Annotated in this window: 16 protein-coding genes and 1 other RNA gene; 13 read left to right on the top strand and 4 right to left on the bottom strand. The window is 69.8% G+C overall.

The annotated features are described in order from the left end of the window. Positions 1-59 precede the first annotated feature (59 nt). The 4 genes from FPZ12_RS36805 to FPZ12_RS36790 are packed head-to-tail and all read left to right on the top strand — an operon-like array spanning position 60 to position 3,927. Positions 60-1,181, top strand: a complete 1,122-nt coding sequence (locus FPZ12_RS36805) for a 5-methyltetrahydropteroyltriglutamate--homocysteine S-methyltransferase (protein WP_144753149.1) — start codon at positions 60-62, stop codon at positions 1,179-1,181. Positions 1,182-1,198: 17 nt separating this feature from the next. Then, the gene (locus tag FPZ12_RS36800; RefSeq protein ID WP_144753152.1) at positions 1,199-1,978 is read left to right on the top strand and encodes an IclR family transcriptional regulator; all 780 of its coding nucleotides are present in this window, start codon (positions 1,199-1,201) and stop codon (positions 1,976-1,978) included. A 42-nt stretch (positions 1,979-2,020) separates the two neighbouring features. Then, complete coding sequence (locus FPZ12_RS36795) at positions 2,021-3,175, top strand: multidrug effflux MFS transporter (RefSeq protein ID WP_166463030.1); 1,155 nt, start codon at positions 2,021-2,023, stop codon at positions 3,173-3,175. Between the two features lie 32 nt (positions 3,176-3,207). Next, positions 3,208-3,927 (top strand): Clp protease N-terminal domain-containing protein, encoded by a 720-nt coding sequence (locus FPZ12_RS36790; RefSeq protein WP_144753157.1) that lies wholly within the window; start codon positions 3,208-3,210, stop codon positions 3,925-3,927. 33 nt (positions 3,928-3,960) lie between these two features. Here FPZ12_RS36790 and gndA read toward each other — a convergent pair whose 3' ends face one another. After that, on the bottom strand, positions 3,961-5,400 hold the full coding sequence (gene gndA, locus FPZ12_RS36785; protein ID WP_144753160.1) for an NADP-dependent phosphogluconate dehydrogenase: 1,440 nt from the start codon (positions 5,398-5,400) through the stop codon (positions 3,961-3,963). A gap of 217 nt (positions 5,401-5,617) precedes the next feature. On the opposite strand from gndA, the gene FPZ12_RS36780 reads away from it, so the two are divergent. After that, a complete protein-coding gene (locus FPZ12_RS36780) occupies positions 5,618-6,481 on the top strand; it encodes a helix-turn-helix domain-containing protein (RefSeq protein WP_144753163.1) in 864 nt (287 codons plus the stop codon). 17 nt (positions 6,482-6,498) lie between these two features. Continuing rightward, positions 6,499-7,341, top strand: coding sequence for an SAM-dependent methyltransferase (locus tag FPZ12_RS36775; RefSeq protein ID WP_144753166.1), 843 nt, complete (start codon positions 6,499-6,501; stop codon positions 7,339-7,341). On the opposite strand, the gene FPZ12_RS45835 is transcribed toward FPZ12_RS36775, so the two are convergent. Next, positions 7,338-7,499 (bottom strand): hypothetical protein, encoded by a 162-nt coding sequence (locus FPZ12_RS45835; protein ID WP_166463029.1) that lies wholly within the window; start codon positions 7,497-7,499, stop codon positions 7,338-7,340. The genes FPZ12_RS36775 and FPZ12_RS45835 overlap by 4 nt on opposite strands. A 4-nt stretch (positions 7,500-7,503) precedes the next feature. Further along, positions 7,504-8,061, bottom strand: a complete 558-nt coding sequence (locus FPZ12_RS46720; RefSeq protein WP_243770226.1) for a hypothetical protein — start codon at positions 8,059-8,061, stop codon at positions 7,504-7,506. A gap of 233 nt (positions 8,062-8,294) precedes the next feature. Here FPZ12_RS46720 and FPZ12_RS36765 point away from each other — a divergent pair, with 233 nt between their 5' ends. Next, positions 8,295-8,549 carry a DUF397 domain-containing protein gene (locus FPZ12_RS36765; RefSeq protein ID WP_144753169.1) on the top strand — a complete coding sequence of 85 codons (255 nt, stop codon included), beginning with the start codon at positions 8,295-8,297 and terminating at the stop codon, positions 8,547-8,549. A gap of 156 nt (positions 8,550-8,705) precedes the next feature. Here the strand turns inward: FPZ12_RS36765 and FPZ12_RS36760 are convergent, their stop codons facing one another. After that, positions 8,706-9,380 carry a hypothetical protein gene (locus FPZ12_RS36760; protein WP_144753172.1) on the bottom strand — a complete coding sequence of 225 codons (675 nt, stop codon included), beginning with the start codon at positions 9,378-9,380 and terminating at the stop codon, positions 8,706-8,708. Between the two features lie 179 nt (positions 9,381-9,559). Between FPZ12_RS36760 and FPZ12_RS36755 the strand changes: the two genes are divergently transcribed. From FPZ12_RS36755 to FPZ12_RS36730, 6 genes are all read left to right on the top strand, one after another. Next, the gene (locus FPZ12_RS36755) at positions 9,560-10,309 is read left to right on the top strand and encodes a response regulator transcription factor (RefSeq protein WP_144753175.1); all 750 of its coding nucleotides are present in this window, start codon (positions 9,560-9,562) and stop codon (positions 10,307-10,309) included. After that, complete coding sequence (locus tag FPZ12_RS36750; RefSeq protein ID WP_144753178.1) at positions 10,287-11,828, top strand: sensor histidine kinase; 1,542 nt, start codon at positions 10,287-10,289, stop codon at positions 11,826-11,828. The genes FPZ12_RS36755 and FPZ12_RS36750 overlap by 23 nt, the downstream gene beginning before the upstream one ends. A 102-nt stretch (positions 11,829-11,930) precedes the next feature. Continuing rightward, the gene (locus tag FPZ12_RS36745; protein WP_144753181.1) at positions 11,931-13,166 is read left to right on the top strand and encodes a bifunctional glycosyltransferase family 2/GtrA family protein; all 1,236 of its coding nucleotides are present in this window, start codon (positions 11,931-11,933) and stop codon (positions 13,164-13,166) included. A 13-nt stretch (positions 13,167-13,179) separates the two neighbouring features. Then, on the top strand, positions 13,180-15,081 hold the full coding sequence (locus FPZ12_RS36740) for an ArnT family glycosyltransferase (RefSeq protein WP_150980671.1): 1,902 nt from the start codon (positions 13,180-13,182) through the stop codon (positions 15,079-15,081). 9 nt (positions 15,082-15,090) lie between these two features. Continuing rightward, positions 15,091-15,189: signal recognition particle sRNA small type (gene ffs, locus FPZ12_RS36735), an RNA gene on the top strand. Between the two features lie 572 nt (positions 15,190-15,761). Next, on the top strand, positions 15,762-17,792 hold the full coding sequence (locus FPZ12_RS36730) for a DNA polymerase III subunit gamma and tau (protein ID WP_150980669.1): 2,031 nt from the start codon (positions 15,762-15,764) through the stop codon (positions 17,790-17,792). Positions 17,793-17,840: the final 48 nt, after the last annotated feature.

Raw genomic sequence — 17,840 nt, 5'->3', positions numbered from 1 at the left:
GTTGCCGCCCGGTGGAAGGTGGGTTGCCCCGGGCACCCGCGCGGGCCGAAGATCGGCTCATGACTCAGCGCACAACACCGCCGTTCCGCGCCGACCATGTGGGCAGCCTCCTGCGCCCCGCCGCTCTCCACGAAGCCCGCGAGAATTTCGCCAAGGGGGTGCTCAGCGCGGCCGAACTGCGCGCCGCCGAGGACAGCGCCATCCGTGACGTCGTCGAGCTGCAGCGCTCCGCCGGGCTGCAGTCCGCCACCGACGGCGAGTTCCGCCGCGCCACCTGGCACATGGACTTCATCTACCAGTTGCACGGGATCCAGAAGAGCAGCGAGAAGCTGCACGTCACCTTCCACAACGCCGCGGGCGACCTGGACTGGAGCCCGGCCGGGCTGCGCGTCACCGAAAAGGTCGGCCTCGACGGGGTGATCTTCGGGGACCACTTCGAGTTCCTCAAGTCCACTGTGGACGCGAGCCAGACGCCGAAGCAGACCATCCCGTCGCCGAGCATGGTCTACTACCGCGGCGGCCGGGCCGCGGTCAGCGAAGCGGTGTACCCGGACCTCGAGGAGTTCTACACCGACCTCGCCGCCGCGTACGCCAAGGAGATCGCCGGGATGGCCGCGCTCGGCTGCACGTACCTGCAGCTCGACGACACCAGCCTGGCGTACCTCAACGACCCCGAGCAGCGCGAGCTGGTCGCGAAGATGGGCGGCGACCCGGACAAGCAGCATGTCCGCAACATCAAGACGATGAACGCCGCGCTCGCGGGCAGGCCGGACGGGCTGACCGTGACCACGCACCTGTGCCGCGGGAACTTCCGCTCGTCCTGGGTGGCCAAGGGCGGCTACGACTTCGTCGCCGACGCGCTGTTCAACGAGCTCAACGTGGACGGCTACTTCCTGGAGTTCGACGACGAGCGCTCCGGCGGGTTCGAGCCGCTTCGCTTCGTGCCCAAGGGGAAGTTCGTGGTGCTCGGGCTGATGACCACCAAACGCGGCGAGCTGGAGAGCGTCGACTCGCTGCGCCGTCGCCTCGACGCGGCGGCGCGGTACGTGGACCTCGAGCAGCTGTGCCTGTCGCCGCAGTGCGGGTTCTCCTCGACCGAGGAGGGCAACGACCTGACGCAGGACCAGCAGAAGGCGAAGCTGGAGCGGATCGTGGAGACCGCTGCTCTCGTCTGGGGCTAAAGCCTTAACCTGGGCTGATGCGGCACACCTCGGCCCAGGCGCCCTCCGTCGTCGACAGGGTGCTCGACGTGCTGGGCACGTTCACGCCGGATCGCCCGGCGTTGAGCCTGTCGGAACTGAGCCGCCGGGCCGGCCTGCCGTTGTCGACCGCGCACCGCATCGTCGGCGAGCTGGCCCGGCGTGGCGCGCTGGAGCGGCACGAGGACGGCCGGTACCGGGTCGGGCTCTGGCTGTGGGAAGTGGCTTCGCTTTCGCCGCGCGGGATGGGCCTGCGCGAGAGCGCGATGCCGTTCCTGGAGGACCTGTACGAGGCGACGCACGAGAACGTGCAGCTCGCGGTGCTGGACGTGCCCGATGTCGTCTACGTCGAGCGGATCTCCGGGCGCCACGCGGTGAACGTCGTCTCGCGCGTCGGCGGCAGGCTGGCGGCGCACGCCACCGGCGTCGGGCTGGTGCTGCTCGCGAACGCGCCCGCCGACGTGCAGGAGGAGTTCCTTTCCCGCCCGCTCAAGCGGTACACGCCGAAGACCATCGACTCGCCGGAGCAGCTGCGCCGGGTGCTGGCCGACATCCGGCGCGACGGGTTCGTGATCAGCGACAGGCAGGTGGAGCTGGTTTCGCTGTCGGTCGCCGCACCCGTCCACGGCCCGGAAGACACTGTTGTGGCGGGGATCTCGATCGTCGTCCCGTTCGACGGCCCTGATCCACGTACGCTGGTTCCGGCCGTGCGTGCCGCGGCCCGCGGCATTTCCCGGACCTTGGGGGCGCCGCGCACCGTGCGCATCGATGGGGGGTAGCCGGTGGTGCGCGTCCGCACCGAAGCGCCTGTACGACCGCGTTTGCTCCTGTTCGTCCTCGCCGCGCTGACGGCTGTCGCGCCCTTCGCGACCGACATGTACGTGCCGGGGTTCCCGGAGCTGACCCGTTCCCTGAACACCGACAGCGCGGGCGTGCAGCTGTCGATGACGGCGTTCCTGCTCGGCCTCGCGGTCGGGCAGATCGTGCTCGGGCCGATCAGCGACGCGCTCGGCAGGAGGCCGTTGCTGCTCTTCGGCGCCGCGCTGTTCACCGTTTTCTCCGTGGTCTGCGCGCTGGCGCCGGGTATCGAGGTGCTCGTGGCAGCCCGGCTGCTGCAGGGTTTCACCGGCGCGGCCGGGATCGTGGTCGCGCGAGCGGTGGTGGCCGACGTGTACGAAGGAGCGGCCGCCGCGCGCCGGTTCTCCACGCTGGTCGTGATCACGAGCGTCGCGCCGATCGCGGCGCCGGTGCTGGGCGGCGGCATTCTCGCGGTCAGCTCCTGGCCGTTCGTGTTCGTGGCGCTGGCTTTGTTCGGGCTGCTCCTGGTGGCCGGCGTGCTCGGCGGCGTACCGGAAACCCTGCCGCCCGAGCGACGGCACGCGGCCGGGATCGGCGCCACGTTCCGCGCGATGGGGCGGCTGCTGTCGCGCCGGACGATGGCCGGGTACGTGCTTGTGGCTTCCTGCAACGGGATTTCGCTGTTCGCCTACATCGCCGGATCCTCGTTCGTCTTCGAGGATCTGTACGGCGCCTCGGCCACGCAGTACAGCCTGATCTTCGCCACCAACGCGCTCGGGATGCTCGCCGGTGCCACGATCTTCGGCAGGCTCGCCGGGCGGGTGCGGCCCCGGCTGCTGCTCGCCTCGGGTGTCCTTTTCGGACTGATCGCGGCCGCGCTTCTGGTGGTGCTGCTGGTATCCGGGCTCGGCGGTCTCGTGAGCACCTGGGTGCTGCTGTTCTTCGCGATCGGCACGCTGGGCTTCCTGATCCCGTCCGTCACCACGCTCGGCCAGGAGTACGGGCGCGAGGCGTCCGGCGCCGCGTCGGCGTTGCTCGGCGGCGGGATGTTCGTGCTGGGGGCGATCGCTTCGCCGCTGGTCGGCGCGATCGGGGTGGACAACGCGCTGCCGATGGCGGTGTTCGTGCTCGTCGGTTTCGCTGGAAGCGGACTGGCTTTTGCGTCAACCTTAGGTTGACGACCCGAGGTCGTCAACCTAAGGTTGACGGCATGAACTCACCAGTCCGGCTCGACGACCTGATCGAGTCCGTAAAGAGCAGAAACCCGGGCGCCGACGCGCTGCAGCAGCTGGCGGGCGCGATGGCCGTCGCCGACGAGGTCGGTGAGGTCGCCGACCATCTGATCGGCCATTTCGTCGACCAGGCAAGGCGTTCCGGTGCCTCCTGGTCCGAAATCGGGGCCAACATGGGGGTTTCGAAGCAGGCCGCGCAGAAACGCTTCGTCCCCAAGGAGTTTTCCTTCGAGGACGCCACCGCGCACTTCAGCCGGTTCACCGACAGGGCGCGGCGCGTGCTGGTCCACTCGGAGCGCAGCGCGCGCGGCGTCGGCAACGAACAGATCGAACCGCTGCACATCCTGCTCGGCCTGATCGGCGAACGGGAGGGCCTCGCGGCCAAGGCGATCGAGAAGTTCGGCGGTTCGCCCGCGGTGCTGGGCGAGCGGATCACGGCCGCGCTTCCGCCCGGCGGCGGTGAGCCGGACGTGCACATCCCGTTCAGCCCGCAGAGCCGCAAGGTGATCGAGCTGACCGTGCGGGAAGCCCTGCGGCTCGGGCACAACTACGTCGGCACCGAGCACATCCTGCTGGGGCTGCTCGAACAGGGCGAGGGCCCGGCCGCCGACATCCTCGTCGAACTCGGTGTCACCAAAGAAGTCGTGGATGCCGAGATCAAGGCCGTGCTCGCGACGATGTTCCCCGGCAAGGGATGAGGGCCGCCGGCGAGGCGGCCCCCACCCGCTGACTCACGCGGAGTGCTCGGCCCGCTCGTCGGTGGCCCACTCGGTGTGGAACGAGCCCTCCCTGTCGACGCGGCGGTAGGTGTGCGCACCGAAGAAGTCGCGCTGCCCCTGCACCAGCGCGGCGGGGAGCCGCTCGGCACGCAGGGCGTCGTAGTAGGCCAGCGCGGTGGAAAAGCCGGGCGTCGGGATGCCCAGTTTCACCGCGGTGGCCACCACCGAACGCCACGAGTCCTGCGCGTCCTCGACCGCCTTGCGGAAGTCGCCCGAGGTGAGCAGGGTCGGCAGCTTCGGCTCGGCCGCGAACGCCGCCGTCACGTCGTCCAGGAACTTCGCGCGGATGATGCAGCCGCCGCGCCAGATCTTCGCCACCGCGCCGAGGTCGATGTCCCAGCCGTACTCGGCACCGCCGGCCTGGATCTGGTTGAAGCCCTGCGCGTACGCCACGATCTTGGACGCGTAGAGCGCGCGCTCCACGTCGTCGGCGAAGCTCTCGGCCTCGGCACCGGAAAGCGCTTTCCGTGCCGGGCCGGGCAGGCCGCGGCTGGCCTTGCGCAGGTCCGCGCTGCCGGACAGCGAACGCGCGAACACGGCCTCGGCGATCCCGCTGATCGGCACGCCGAGGTCGAGCCCGATCTGCACCGTCCAGCGGCCGGTGCCCTTCTGCTCGGCCTGGTCGGTGACGATGTCCACGAACGGCTTCCCGGTCGCGGCGTCGGTGTGCTTGAGCACCTCGGCGGTGATCTCGATGAGGTAGGAGTCCAGCCTGCCGGTGTTCCAGGTCTTGAAGACCTCGGCGATCCGCGCCGGCTCGTAGCCCAGCGCGCCGCGCAGCAGGTCGAAGGACTCCGCGATCAGCTGCATGTCGGCGTACTCGATGCCGTTGTGCACCATCTTCACGAAATGCCCGGCGCCGTCGGGGCCGATGTGCGTGCAGCACGGCACACCGTCCACTTTGGCCGAGATGTCCTCGAACAGCGGGCCGAGCGACTGGTACGACTCGACCGAACCGCCGGGCATGATGCTCGGCCCGTGCAGCGCGCCCTCCTCGCCGCCGGAGACGCCGGTGCCGACGAAGTGCAGGCCCTGCTCGCGCAGCGCGGCTTCGCGGCGGCGCGTGTCGGCGAAATGCGCGTTGCCCGCGTCGACGATCACGTCACCCTTTTCCAGCAGCGGCGCGAACTCGTCGATCACGGCGTCGGTCGGCGCACCGGCCTTGACCATGATCACGATCTGCCGCGGCCGGTCGAGCGCGTCGACGAACTCCTGCGCGGAGTAGGTCGGGATGAACTCGCCCTCGTGGCCGAACTGCTCGACCAGTTCCCTGGTGCGGGCCTCGGACCGGTTGTGCAGGGCGACGGTGTGCCCGTGCCGGGCCAGGTTCCGGGCCAGGTTGCGGCCCATGACCGCCAGCCCGGTGACCCCGATGCTCGCCTTCTTGCTCACTGCTCCGCCTTCCGTCTTCGCCTACAGCCAAACCCTAGCGCGCCGCCCGGTTCTGCCTGGTGAACGCGCGAGTAACTAGCGTTCACCGGTGATTCCTGAGATCCTTTACGCAGGCACGTGTCAAAGCATGGCGCGGTTCGGTAGGGTCAGCGACTTACGATCATGAGCGGAATGGGTTCGAGGCGTCGTGGAAAGGGCGAGGGCCGGGAAGTGAGCAATGGCTAGCACAGTCACCTCACGACGGAAGCAACTCGGCAACGAGCTCCGCCACGCACGCACCGCGGCGAGCATGACCCAGCAGCAGGTCGCCGAGGTACTGGGCTGCACCCAGGGCAAGGTCAACAAGATCGAGTCCGGGGCCGTCGGCGTGAAGCTGGGCGATGTCCGCGCGATGCTGGACGCCTTCGGTATCAACGGTGACGAGTCCGAGGCGCTGATGGGCCTGGCGCGCGCCGCCGCCGGTCAGCGCGGGCACTGGTCCGGCTACCGATCCGTGGTGCCGCACTGGTTCCGCACCTTCACCGACCTCGAACCGGCCGCCGTCGAGATCATGACCTGGCACGGCGAACGGATTCCCGGCCCGCTGCAGTCTGAGCACTACATGCTCAAGCAGTTCACCGAATTCGGTGCGACGGACGTCACTTCGCTGGTGCGCAACAGGCTCGACCGCAAGTCGGTGTTCGATCAGCCGCAGCCGCCGTACTACCGCTTCATCCTGAGCGAAGCCGCGCTGCGGCGCGCGCCGGGTGGCAACGCGCCCGCGGTGATGCTGGACCAGATCGAGCACCTCATGGAGCTGGACCGCCGCCAGCGGATCTACGTGCACGTGCTGAAGTTCGACGCGCGGCTGGCGTCCGTGCCCAACGACTTCACGATCATGCGCTTCCCGGACCGCACAAGGGATTTCGTCTACATCGAGCATTCCGCGAGCGGGCTCTACCTCGATGACCAGAAGGACTTCCAGCTGTTCGTCGACAGCTGGGACAGGTTGCGCGGCGCGGCGTTGGAGCGTCAGGAGACCCGGGAGTTCCTCAAGGAGCTGGCGGAGGACTACCGGCGCAAAATGGGCCAAAACCCGTAAGGACGGCTGGGGGTCCGATGAGTGAGCCGGCGCCCGAGGGAGTCGACCTCGAGCACCCGAACGCCGCACGGATCTACGACTACCTGCTCGGCGGCACCGCGAACTGGGCCATCGACCGCTCCTTCGGCGAGCTGATCGTCAAGCACGTGCCGATGGCGCGCACGATCGCCAGGGCGAACCGCGAGTTCCTCGGCCGGTCCGTGCGGTACTGCGTGCGCCACGGGGTTTCCCAGTTCCTCGACCTCGGCTCCGGCGTGCCGACGGTCGGCAACGTGCACGAGGCCGCCGACGAGCTCGACGGCTCCAGCCGGTGCGTGTATGTGGACCGCGAGCCGGTCGCCGTCGCGCATTCCGAGCTACTGCTGGAAGAACACGGCGACCCGGAGCGGCATGCGGTGGTGCGCGCGGACTTCCGCGACGTCGCCGCGGTGTGGAAGCAGGCGGCGGCGACGGGGGTGCTCGACACCGGGCGGCCGATCGGCCTGATCCTGTGCGCTGCCTTGCATTTCCTCTCGCCCGCGGAACCGGCGGCGGAGATCATGGCGCGTTACCGGGAGCTGCTGCCCGGCGGTTCGTACCTGATCATCACCCACGGCACCAAGGAAGGACTCCGGTTACCGCCGGAGGAGGTCGCCGAGATCAGCGCCGTCTTCGAGCTGTACGAACAGTCCAGCACCCCGGTGTACTCCCGCGGCCGCGCCGAAATCGCCGGGTTCTTCGGGGATTTCCCTTTGGTGGAGCCGGGTCTGGTGTGGCTACCGGAATGGCGGCCGAAGGAGGGGCCGGCGAAGGCGTCCGCGAGGTTCGCCGAAAACCCTTCGCTGTCGGTCGGTTTGGGTGGAGTGGGCCGGAAACCCTAGCGGGGTCTCGGTTCGCCGAAACCGAAGTGGTACCACCAGACGTGCCTGCGGCGGCGGGCGATGCTCAGCGCGACCGAGCGCATCCGGGCCGCGGGAATCCGTTCCCCGCGGTCGAGCCGGCTGTCTGCCAGCGCGACGTTCCCGATCCGCACGGTCATGGCATCAGGCCGCCAGACCCGGAGCCAGCGCGAGGCAGCACTCGCAGGGCATCCCCGCACCCGGCTGAAGCCATTCCACCTGGGGCAGCGTGAGTTCGGTGCCGCAGCGGGCGGTGAGCGAACCGTAGAGCACGGTGCCGGGCTCGAGCGTGAACAGGTGCGCCGAGCGGCGGCTCTCGCCGACGAGCCCGCGCACCGGGCGGCCGACGACGGTGACGGGCTCGGGCCAGTCCTCGCGCAGGTACCAGACCGCCGCGGCCTCTTCGTCGGCGTGCAGCCAGTCGATCATGTGGGCGAGTGCTTCGTCGGGGCAGGCGGCTCTCGCGCATTCCTCGCGGCCGTTCACGAGACCCACGACCATGAAGGGCTTGGGCCGCTGGGCCGCGTCCAGCCGGGGCGCTCCCGCGCACTGGCTGGGAACCGTGGTGAGCGTGGCACCCGCGTTCGGGGTGCGCGCCGCGTGAACCGGGCCGTCGGCGCGCGGCAGGGTTTCGACCCGCGCCGCTTCGGCGTGCGCCGGGCTGTCGGCGAGCCCCGCGCTTCCGGCGTTTCCAACGAGCACTGTGACCTCCCCCGAGAGGTTGTGTCCTGCGGTGGACCCGCGGCCGGGACCGGGCCCGTTCGAAGGCGCCAACCCCGACCGCTGGGATTAATCCTACTACTGGAATAATCTTGGTGTCGAGTGGTCAACGGTTCGATCACTCGGCGGAACCCGTACCGGGACAGGGAAAGCGCGGCTTTCACTCGTTTACCCACGTCAACGAGCGAAAGCCGGATAGCACGGAGGTAAGACTGATGGCGGAATATCCGCGCCGGCTGGATTACGACCCGGCCAAGGCCGTGGCGCTGTTCGAGGACACGAAGTGGGAGAAGTCCTTCGCGAGCGAGCCCAACGGCGGCAGCTGTGTCGAAGTCAACATCGGCGACTCCGGGCTGGTCGGGGTACGGGACACGAAGCTGGTGAACAGCCCGGTCTTCGTGTTCGACACCGCCGAGTGGCAGGCGTTCCTCACCGGGGTCAAGTCGGGTCAGTTCGACCTCGGGGCCTGATCCCGGATTAACCGGCTTCGTGTGTTATTGACCACACGTCATCCGGTGTCGCGAGAGGACACCGGATACCCCGCACCGCTCGCGGACGTGCGGAAATGGCGCCCCCGGCAGAGCCGGGGGCGCCTTGGTCTCCTCAGCGGCCCGCGCCGCCGACCGTCAGTTGTTCGAGCCGGGCTGGCCGGGCATCTGGCCGCCAGCGGGGAACCCGCCCTGGCCGCCGCCGGGCATGCCGCCCTGACTGCCGCCGGGGAAGCCGCCCTGGCCGCCCTGCTGGCTCCCGTTCTGGCCGCCGCCCTGCTGGCTCTGGCTGCTGTCGGTGACCGAGGTCGCCGTCGCGGTGTCGCCCGAGACCTTTGCGAGCACCGTCACCGAAGACCCGTTCGCGAGGTTGCTCGCCTTCTGTGTCGACGAGTCCAGCTTGTAGGTCTGGGTGTAGTTGTCCTTGCTCTTCACCGTGATGGAATCGGCGGAGAGCGCGCTGACCTCGCCGGTCTGCAGCCGCTCGGTGATGTAGCTGCCGTTCTCCGAGACCGTGAAGTCACCGTGCAGCGCGCTGGCCAGGCTCGTCAGGCCACTCATCTGGCCGCCCATGCCGCCCATCCGGCCGCCACCGGGGAAACCGCCCATGCCGCCCTGCTGCTCGCTGTCGGCGGACGACGTGCCCAGGTAGATCGCGACCCCGCCGACGGCGACGATCACGATCGCCACGGCCGCCGCGATCGCGGTCTTCTTGCCGGACCACTTCGGCGCGGGGGGCTGGGGATCGCCCCAGGCTGGCGCGGACTCCGGTTCGGCCTTCGCCTCGGGGGTGGTCGTCGGCTCCGTACTCATCGTTTCCTCTCCCGAAGGTCGGCGCGCGCGAGGGCACGCCGCTTACCGCGACCAGGTTCGGCACCCTTTCTGTGTGCAAGCTGTGTAGCAGGTGGGCGCACCCTGTGTACCCGCGCGCTCACAGGGAATCCACAGACGACGCACAGCCTGGGCCAACCGGGCTCGCTCAGGATGGGACCATGACCAGCATGAACGCCGCCAACCCAGGGCAGAGCAAGGCCGACCTCCAGCGGGCCGACGGGTCGCCGGTCAGAGTGCTCGTCGTCGACGACGAGGAGACGCTCGCCGAACTGGTGTCGATGGCGCTGCGCATGGAGGGCTGGGAGATCCGCAGCGCGGGCAGCGGCAACGACGCCGTGCGGACGGCGCGCGAGTTCCGGCCCGACGCCGTCGTCCTCGACGTGATGCTGCCCGATTTCAGCGGGTTCGAGGTGCTGACCAAGCTGCGCGCCGAGACGCCGAACGTGCCCGTGTTGTTCCTCACCGCGCGAGACGCCGTGGAGGACAGGATCGCCGGGCTCACCGCGGGCGGCGACGACTACGTGACGAAACCGTTCAGCCTGGAAGAGGTGGTGCTGCGGCTGCGGGCGCTGCTGCGACGCTCGCACGGTGTCTCGGCGAGCCTCGGGTCCACGCTGGTGGTCGGCGATCTCACGCTCGACGAGGACAGCCGCGAGGTGCACCGCGGCGGCGAGCCGATCTCGCTCACGGCCACCGAGTTCGAGCTGCTGCGCTTCCTGATGCGCAACCCCAAGCGCGTCCTGTCCAAGGCCCAGATCCTCGACCGGGTCTGGAGTTACGACTTCGGTGGGCAGGCCAACATCGTGGAGCTCTATATTTCATACCTGCGGAAGAAGATAGACGCGGGCAGGGAGCCGATGATCCACACGATGCGCGGCGCGGGGTATGTCCTCAAGCCCGCCACCTAGCAAGCACCCACTCAGGCGTTTCTTCCCGTCCTCGCTGCGCGGGAAGCTCATCGCGCAGTTGATCGCCCTGATCGCCGTGGTGTGCCTGGTGGTCGGCCTGGTCACCGAGGTGGCGCTGCGCAGCTTCCTGATCCACCAGCTCGACGACAGGCTCGCGGCCGCGGCCGATCGCGGCACGCACGGCCCGCCGCCGGGCAGCTTGCCGACGAACCAGCAGGGCCAACAGCGGCCGCCGGATTCGCTGCGCGTGTCCGGGCAGGGCATCGGCACGCTGGCCGTGTTGATCGAACCCGACGGCAGCACGCTGGCCGGCGTGCTGCGGGGCGGGGTGGCGCCCACGGCGGAAAACCCGTTCCCGAGCGACCCGATTTCGGCCGACCAGCTGAGCACGCTGGTCAACCTGCCTGCCGACGGCGAACGGCGCACCGTCCAGCTCGGTGATCCGCTCGGCTCCTACCGCGTGGTTTCGGTGCACAACCCGAACGGTTCGGTGATGATCACCGGGCTGCCGCTGGACGACGTCACGGCCACGTTGTGGCGGCTCGGCTTCATCTTCGGCGGGGTGGCGCTGGTCGGGCTGCTGCTCGCCGGCGGCATCGGCGTCGTGACCATCCGGCAGACACTGCGGCCGCTGAACAGATTGGCGCGCACGGCTTCCCAGGTCTCCGAGCTCCAGCTCGACCGCGGTGAGGTAGCGCTTTCCGTGCGGGTGCCCCAGGTGGACACCGACCCGCGTACCGAGGTCGGCAAGGTGGGCGCGGCGTTCAACCGGATGCTCGGGCACGTGTCCGCGGCGCTGACGGCGCGGCAGGAGAGCGAGAGCCGGGTCCGCCAGTTCGTCGCCGACGCGAGCCACGAGCTGCGCACCCCGCTGGCCGCCATCCGGGGCTACGCGGAGCTGACCCGGCGCAGCGGCGACAAGGTGCCCCCCGACATCGCGTTCGCGATGAGCCGCGTGGAGTCGGAATCGGCGCGGATGACCACGCTCGTGGAGGAGCTGCTGCTCCTCGCGCGGCTGGATTCCGGGCGGCACCGGGTGTTCGAGCAGGTGGACCTCACGCGGCTGGTGATGGACGCGGTGGCGGACGCGCACGTGGCGGGTCCGGAGCATCGGTGGCTGCTGGACGTGCCGCCGGAGCCGATCATGGTGATCGGGGACGCCGACCAGCTCCAGCAGGTGGTGCTGAACCTGCTGTCGAACGCGCGCACGCACACCCCGCCCGGCACCGTCGTCACCGCCGCACTGTCCACTTCGGATGGCCGGGTTTCCTTGACTGTCACCGACAACGGGCCCGGAATTCCCGAAGAGGTACTCCCGGGGGTGTTCGAGCGATTCGCGAAGGGCGACACTTCGCGCTCGCGCGCCGCGGGCTCCACCGGGCTCGGACTCGCGATCGTGGCCGCCGTGGTCGGCGTGCACGGGGGCGAAGTCAGCGTCCGGAGCAAACCGGGACGAACGGAATTCCTCGTGCGTTTTCCGGTGGCGAAACCCGCCGATGATTTCGTGCACGTTAATTAGTGGCCAACTAGGTGAGTGATCTCGCCCGATAGTGGCCTGCTCACAGCCTCCGCACAGCTTGGCCACAAGGTTGACACACCTGCGCCAGCCAACGTTGGTGCCATGACGACCTCCGCAGACGCTTCCCCCGCAGCGGCGCGGGCCCTCTCATCCGAAGGCAGCTCCACCCCCGTCCTCGACGTGGTCATTCCGGTATACAACGAGGAAACCGACATCGCACAATGTGTGCACAGGTTGTATGCATATCTGCGGGACACCGTCCCGTACCAGTTCCGGATCACCATCGCGGACAACGCGAGCACCGACAGCACACTCGCCATCGCGGAGCGACTGGCCGCCGAGATCCCTCAGGTCGAGGTGTTCCACCTGGACCAGAAAGGGCGGGGCAGAGCGCTCAACGCGGTCTGGTCGGCGTCGGACGCGCAGGTGCTGGCGTACATGGACGTCGACCTGTCCACCGATCTCGCGGCGCTGCTGCCACTGGTCGCCCCGCTCATCTCCGGGCACTCCGACCTCGCCATCGGTTCACGGCTGGCGCGCGGCGCGCGGGTGGTCCGCGGGCCGAAGCGGGAGTTCATCTCGCGGAGCTACAACCTGATCCTGCGCGGGGCGCTGGCCGCCAAGTTCTCCGACGCGCAGTGCGGGTTCAAAGCGATCCGCGCGGACGTCGCCAAGCAGCTGCTGCCGCTGGTCGAGGACACCGGCTGGTTCTTCGACACCGAACTGCTCGTGCTGGCCCAGCGTGCGGGGCTGCGCACGCACGAGGTGCCGGTGGACTGGGTGGACGACCCGAACTCCTCGGTGCACATCGTCGCCACCGCCACCGCGGACCTCAAGGGCGTGGCCAGGATGATCCGCGCGTTCGCCAAGGGCAGCCTGCCCATCAGTGAGATCCGCGCCCAACTCGGACGGGAGCCGATCGGAGTGTCGACGCCGGGGGTGCCCCCGAAACTGGCCATGCAGCTGGTCCGGTTCGCGGCCATCGGGGTCGCCAGCACACTGGCGTACCTGGTGCTCTATGTGTTGCTGCGGCAGGGAATGGGCGCGCAGATCGCGAACTTCGCGGCACTGCTGATCACCGCGATCGCCAACACCGCGGCCAACCGCCGGTTCACCTTCGGCGTGCGAGGCTCGGCGGGCGCCGGGCGGCACCAGTTCGAGGGCCTGATCGTGTTCGCGCTCGGGCTCGCGCTCACGAGTGGGTCACTGGCGCTGCTGCACGCCGGTGGTGAGCCGGGCCGGTTCGCCGAGCTCGCCGTCCTGGTGCTGGCCAACCTGGCCTCCACCGTGCTGCGCTTCCTCCTGTTCCGCAGCTGGGTCTTCCGGAAAAACCGTTAGGAGAAATTCGCAGATGACGACTGCGTCCGCCGCACCACCCCGGTCTGTGGGGTCCGGCCCCGTCGCAGCCACGCAAGCAACCGGCAGGCCACGGTGGGTCCGTCCCTCCGTGGCTGTTCTGCTGCTCGCGACCGCGGTGCTGTACCTGTGGAACCTCGGTGCGTCCGGCTACGGCAACGACTTCTACGCGATGGCTGTGCAGGCAGGCACGAAGAACTGGGAAGCGCTGTTCTTCGGCTCCCTCGACCCCGGCAACATCATCACGGTCGACAAACCGCCGGCCGCGATGTGGATGATGGCACTGTCCGGGCGGATCTTCGGGTTCTCCAGCTGGAGCATGCTGGTGCCCAACGCCCTGTGCGGCGTGGGTTCCGTCGGGCTGCTGTACCTCACCGTGAAGCGCACCAACGGCCCGGCCGCCGGGCTGCTGGCCGGTTCCGTGCTGGCGCTGACCCCGGTCGCGGCCATGATGTTCAAGTTCAACAACCCGGACGCCCTGCTGGTGCTGCTGATGACCGTCGGCGCCTACTGCACCGTGCGGGCGCTGGACAAGGCGAGCACGTGGTGGCTGGTGTTCGCCGGAGTGGCCATCGGGTTCGGCTTCATCACCAAGATGCTGCAGGCGTTCCTGGTGCTCCCGGCGTTCGCGCTGGTGTACCTAGTCGCGGCGCCGACCGGGATCGGCAAACGGATCCTGCAGGTGCTGGCGGCCGGGCTCGCGGTGATCGTGTCCGCGGGCTGGTACGTCGCGGTGGTCGCGTTCTGGCCCGCGTCGAGCAGGCCGTACATCGGCGGTTCGACGGACAACAGCGCGCTCGAACTGGCCTTCGGCTACAACGGTCTCGGCCGCATCTTCGGCGGCGAGGGCAACGGTGGCGGAGGCGGTGGCGGTGGTGGCGGCGGCATGTTCGGCGGTGACACCGGCATCACCCGCATGTTCGGCTCGTCGTTCGGCTCGGAGATCTCCTGGCTGCTGCCCGCCGCGCTGATCGCACTGGTCGCCGGACTGTGGTTCACGCGGTTTTCCCCGCGCACCAACAGGACTCGCGCGGCGCTGCTGCTTTGGGGCGGCTGGACGGTCGTCACGGCGCTGGTGTTCAGCTACATGAGCGGCACGATCCACCCGTACTACACGGTGGCGCTCGCCCCCGGCATCGGCGGGCTGATCGGCATCGGCGCGGTCGAGCTGTGGAAGGGACGGCACAACTTCCCGGCCCGCGTCTGGCTCGCCGTGATGCTCGCCGTCACCGGCGTGTGGGACTTCATCCTGCTGGAGCGCGTGTCGTCGTGGCAGCCATGGCTGCGGTTCACGATCCTCGTGCTGACCGCCGTGTTCGTGGCGGGCCTGCTGTTCGGCGCCGACCGCATCCGGCAACTGGCCACTGTGCTCGGTGTCGGCGCCCTGATCACCGGCATGCTCGGCACGACCGCGTACGCCGTGGAGACGGCGAGCCTCCCGCACACCGGCTCCATCCCGACGTCCGGCCCGAACACCAGCAGCATGGGCGGCTTCGGCGGCGGCATGGGCGGCGGAACGGGCGGCGGCCCCGGCGGCTCCGGTGGCGGCCAGACCGACACCGCGCTGATCAACCTGCTCAAACAGACCACCACGAAATGGGCGGCGGCAGCCAACGGATCGATGTCCGCGGCAGGCCTCGCGCTGAACTCCGACAAGTCCGTGATGGCGATCGGCGGCTTCAACGGCGGCGACCCGGCACCCACGCTGGCGCAGTTCCAGCAGTACGTGAAGGACGGCGACATCACCTACTACGTCTCCGGCGGCATGGGCGGCTTCGGCGGCGGCGGCCGCGACGGCAGCGGCTCCATCTCCACCTGGGTCGAGCAGAACTTCACCTCGACCACAGTCGGCAGCAGCACCGTCTACGACCTGACGAAGCCACTCGCCGGGTCATGAGTACACTGTGAGACGGACCCCCGCGGCGTCCATCCTGTGAACCTCCCCAGGGCCGGAAGGCAGCAAGGATAAGCAGGCTCTGACGGGTGCGGGGGTCCCCTCAGTTCTCCTGTTCGGCGCTTCGCGCCTTCCCGGAGGGGAGGGGGCCCTCATCATGTTGGGGGGCCGAGCCCCCAAACCCCCCCCGCGGTGTGTGCTCCTCGCCTTCGGCATTGGGGGCGTGAGGTGGGGACAAGCCCCGTAGCGAAGCGAAGGGGCTGTGTGGAGGGCGGCCCGGAGCGGAGGGGCCGTAGCGGAGCGAAGGGTCGTGTGCGGAGGCCTGCCGCCCGCTGGAACCCTCTTCGCCTGCCACACAGACCTTCGCTCCGCAGACAGGCCCTTCGGCCGCCGGAGCCCTCGGCGCCTGTCGGGCTGGTTTTCGCTCCGTACGCAGCCCCTTGCCTGCCAGGTCCCTCCCTCGGCGCCTGTTGGGCAAGGTTTCGCTTCGCACACAGCCCTTCGGCCGCCGGAGCCCTCGGCGCCTGTCGGGCGGGCTTTCGTTCCGCGCGCAGGGCCTTCGCCCGCCACGCGACCCTCGTTCCGCCCGGGGGCGTCCGCCCGCACCTGTCCGGCGGGCGGAGAGGTGCGTGGCGGGGCGGTCCGGCGCTGACGGTGTCGGGGATGGTCGGTAGTCTCGCGGCGTGGCTTTGGCTCTTTACCGCAAGTACCGGCCGGCGACCTTCGCCGAGGTGGTCGGGCAGGAGCACGTCACCGAACCCCTGCGCACCGCCCTGTCCTCCGGCCGCATCAACCACGCGTACCTGTTTTCCGGGCCGCGAGGGTGCGGCAAGACGTCGAGCGCCCGCATCATGGCGCGCTCCCTCAACTGCGTCGAAGGCCCCACGCCCGACCCCTGCGGCAAATGCGACTCGTGCAAAGCGCTCGCACCCGAGGGCTCCGGCAGCATCGACGTCACGGAACTCGACGCGGCCAGCCACGGTGGCGTGGACGACGCCCGCGAACTCCGCGACAAGGCCTTCTACGCCCCGGCGGAATCGCGCTATCGGGTGTTCATCATCGACGAGGCGCACATGGTCACCACGCAGGGTTTCAACGCCCTGCTCAAGATCGTCGAAGAGCCGCCAGAACACCTGATCTTCATCTTCGCCACCACCGAACCCGACAAGGTGCTGCCGACGATCCGTTCGCGCACCCACCACTACCCCTTCCGGCTGATCCCGCCCAGCTCGATGCGGGACCTGCTGGAACGCAACGTCGCCGCCGAAGGCATCCACGTCGACCCGGCCGTGTACCCGCTGGTGATCCGCGCGGGCGGCGGCTCGGCCCGTGACACCCAGTCGGTGCTCGACCAGCTGCTCGCCGGCGCGGGGCCGGAGGGCGTGGACTACCAGCGCGCGATGGCGCTGCTCGGAGTCACCGACGTCGCCCTGATCAACGACATGATCGACGGGCTCGCCGCAGATGACTCCGGCGCGGTGTTCGGCACTGTCGAGAAACTCGCCGAGGCCGGGCACGACCCGCGCCGATTCGCGTCCGACCTGCTCGACCGGTTGCGCGACCTCGTACTGATGCGCTCGGTGGCCGACGCCGCGGCGCGCGGACTCGTCTCCGCGCCGGAGGACGAACTGGCCAGGATGGCAGGCCAGGCCGAACGAATCGGCCCGGCCACCCTCACCCGCTACGCCGAGATCGTCCACAATGGACTCCTCGAAATGCGGGGTGCCACCGCGCCGCGGCTGCTGCTCGAGCTGTTGTGCGCGCGGATGCTGCTGCCTTCGGCCGCGGAGGACGAAGCCGCGATGCTGCAACGGCTCGAGCGCCTCGAGCGCCGGGCCGAGGCTGCGCCCGCTGCCGCTGGGCCGCCTGCTGCCGCGGCGCCTGCCGCCGATGGACAGGCGCCGCCACAAGCGCCCGCGCCCGCCCGCGGCGCTCCCGAGCGTTTCCAACGGCCTTCGCAGCGCTCCGCCTCGGAGCACACGCGGCCCGAGCCGTCACGGCCTGCGTCCGAGCGCCCGGCGCCGGAGCAGGCCAAGCCGCCGGAGCCGGCTGCCCCCGCGCCGGAACCTGTTGCGGTGCAAGAGGAACCTGTGCAGGAGGCCGCGCCCGCGTCGCCCGGTGGCGTGGACGCGACGGCCATCCGCCGGATCTGGCCGGACCTGCTCGCCGCGATCCGGAAGACCAGCCGCAGCACCGAGGCGATGGTCACCAACGCGACGGTGCAGAGCGTCGAGGGTTCGCAGGTGGTGCTCGCGCATACCGCGGAACCGTTGGCGCGCAGGCTTTCCGAGCCGCGCAACGCCGAGTTCATCGCCGCCGCGCTGCACGAGGTGCTCGGTGGCACCTGGCAGGTGCGCTGTGTGCACGGCGGAGGCGGTGGTGGTTCCGCCCGCCCTAGCGGGGCGGGCCCGCGCCCGCAGCCCAGCACCACCTCGCGGGAGACTCCGCAGCCGCCGCAGCGCACCTTCCAGCGCCCTGCCGCGCAAGCCCAGCCCCCGGCGACGCCGGCGGCCCCACCGTCGCCGCCCGCGCGCCCGCAGGTGGCCACCACCGAACCGGACATCCCGCTGCCGCCCGAGCCGGAGGACGAAGAGTCTATGCTGGCCGACGCCGAGGACAACTCGGCGCCCGCCACCCCGGCCCAGGCGCACGACCCGGAAGCCATCGCGCACCAGCTACTCGCGGAGCACCTCGGCGCACAACGCCTCGACTGACCCGGCTCGACTCGCCTTCGCGCGCGGCGCGGGGGTGGTGGGGTGGTT

The sequence above is a fragment of the Amycolatopsis acidicola genome (assembly GCF_007713735.2).
Lineage (GTDB): Bacteria > Actinomycetota > Actinomycetes > Mycobacteriales > Pseudonocardiaceae > Amycolatopsis_E > Amycolatopsis_E acidicola.
The sequence above is the reverse complement of the archived record's forward strand: the minus strand, read 5'-3'. Positions and strand labels throughout refer to the sequence as shown.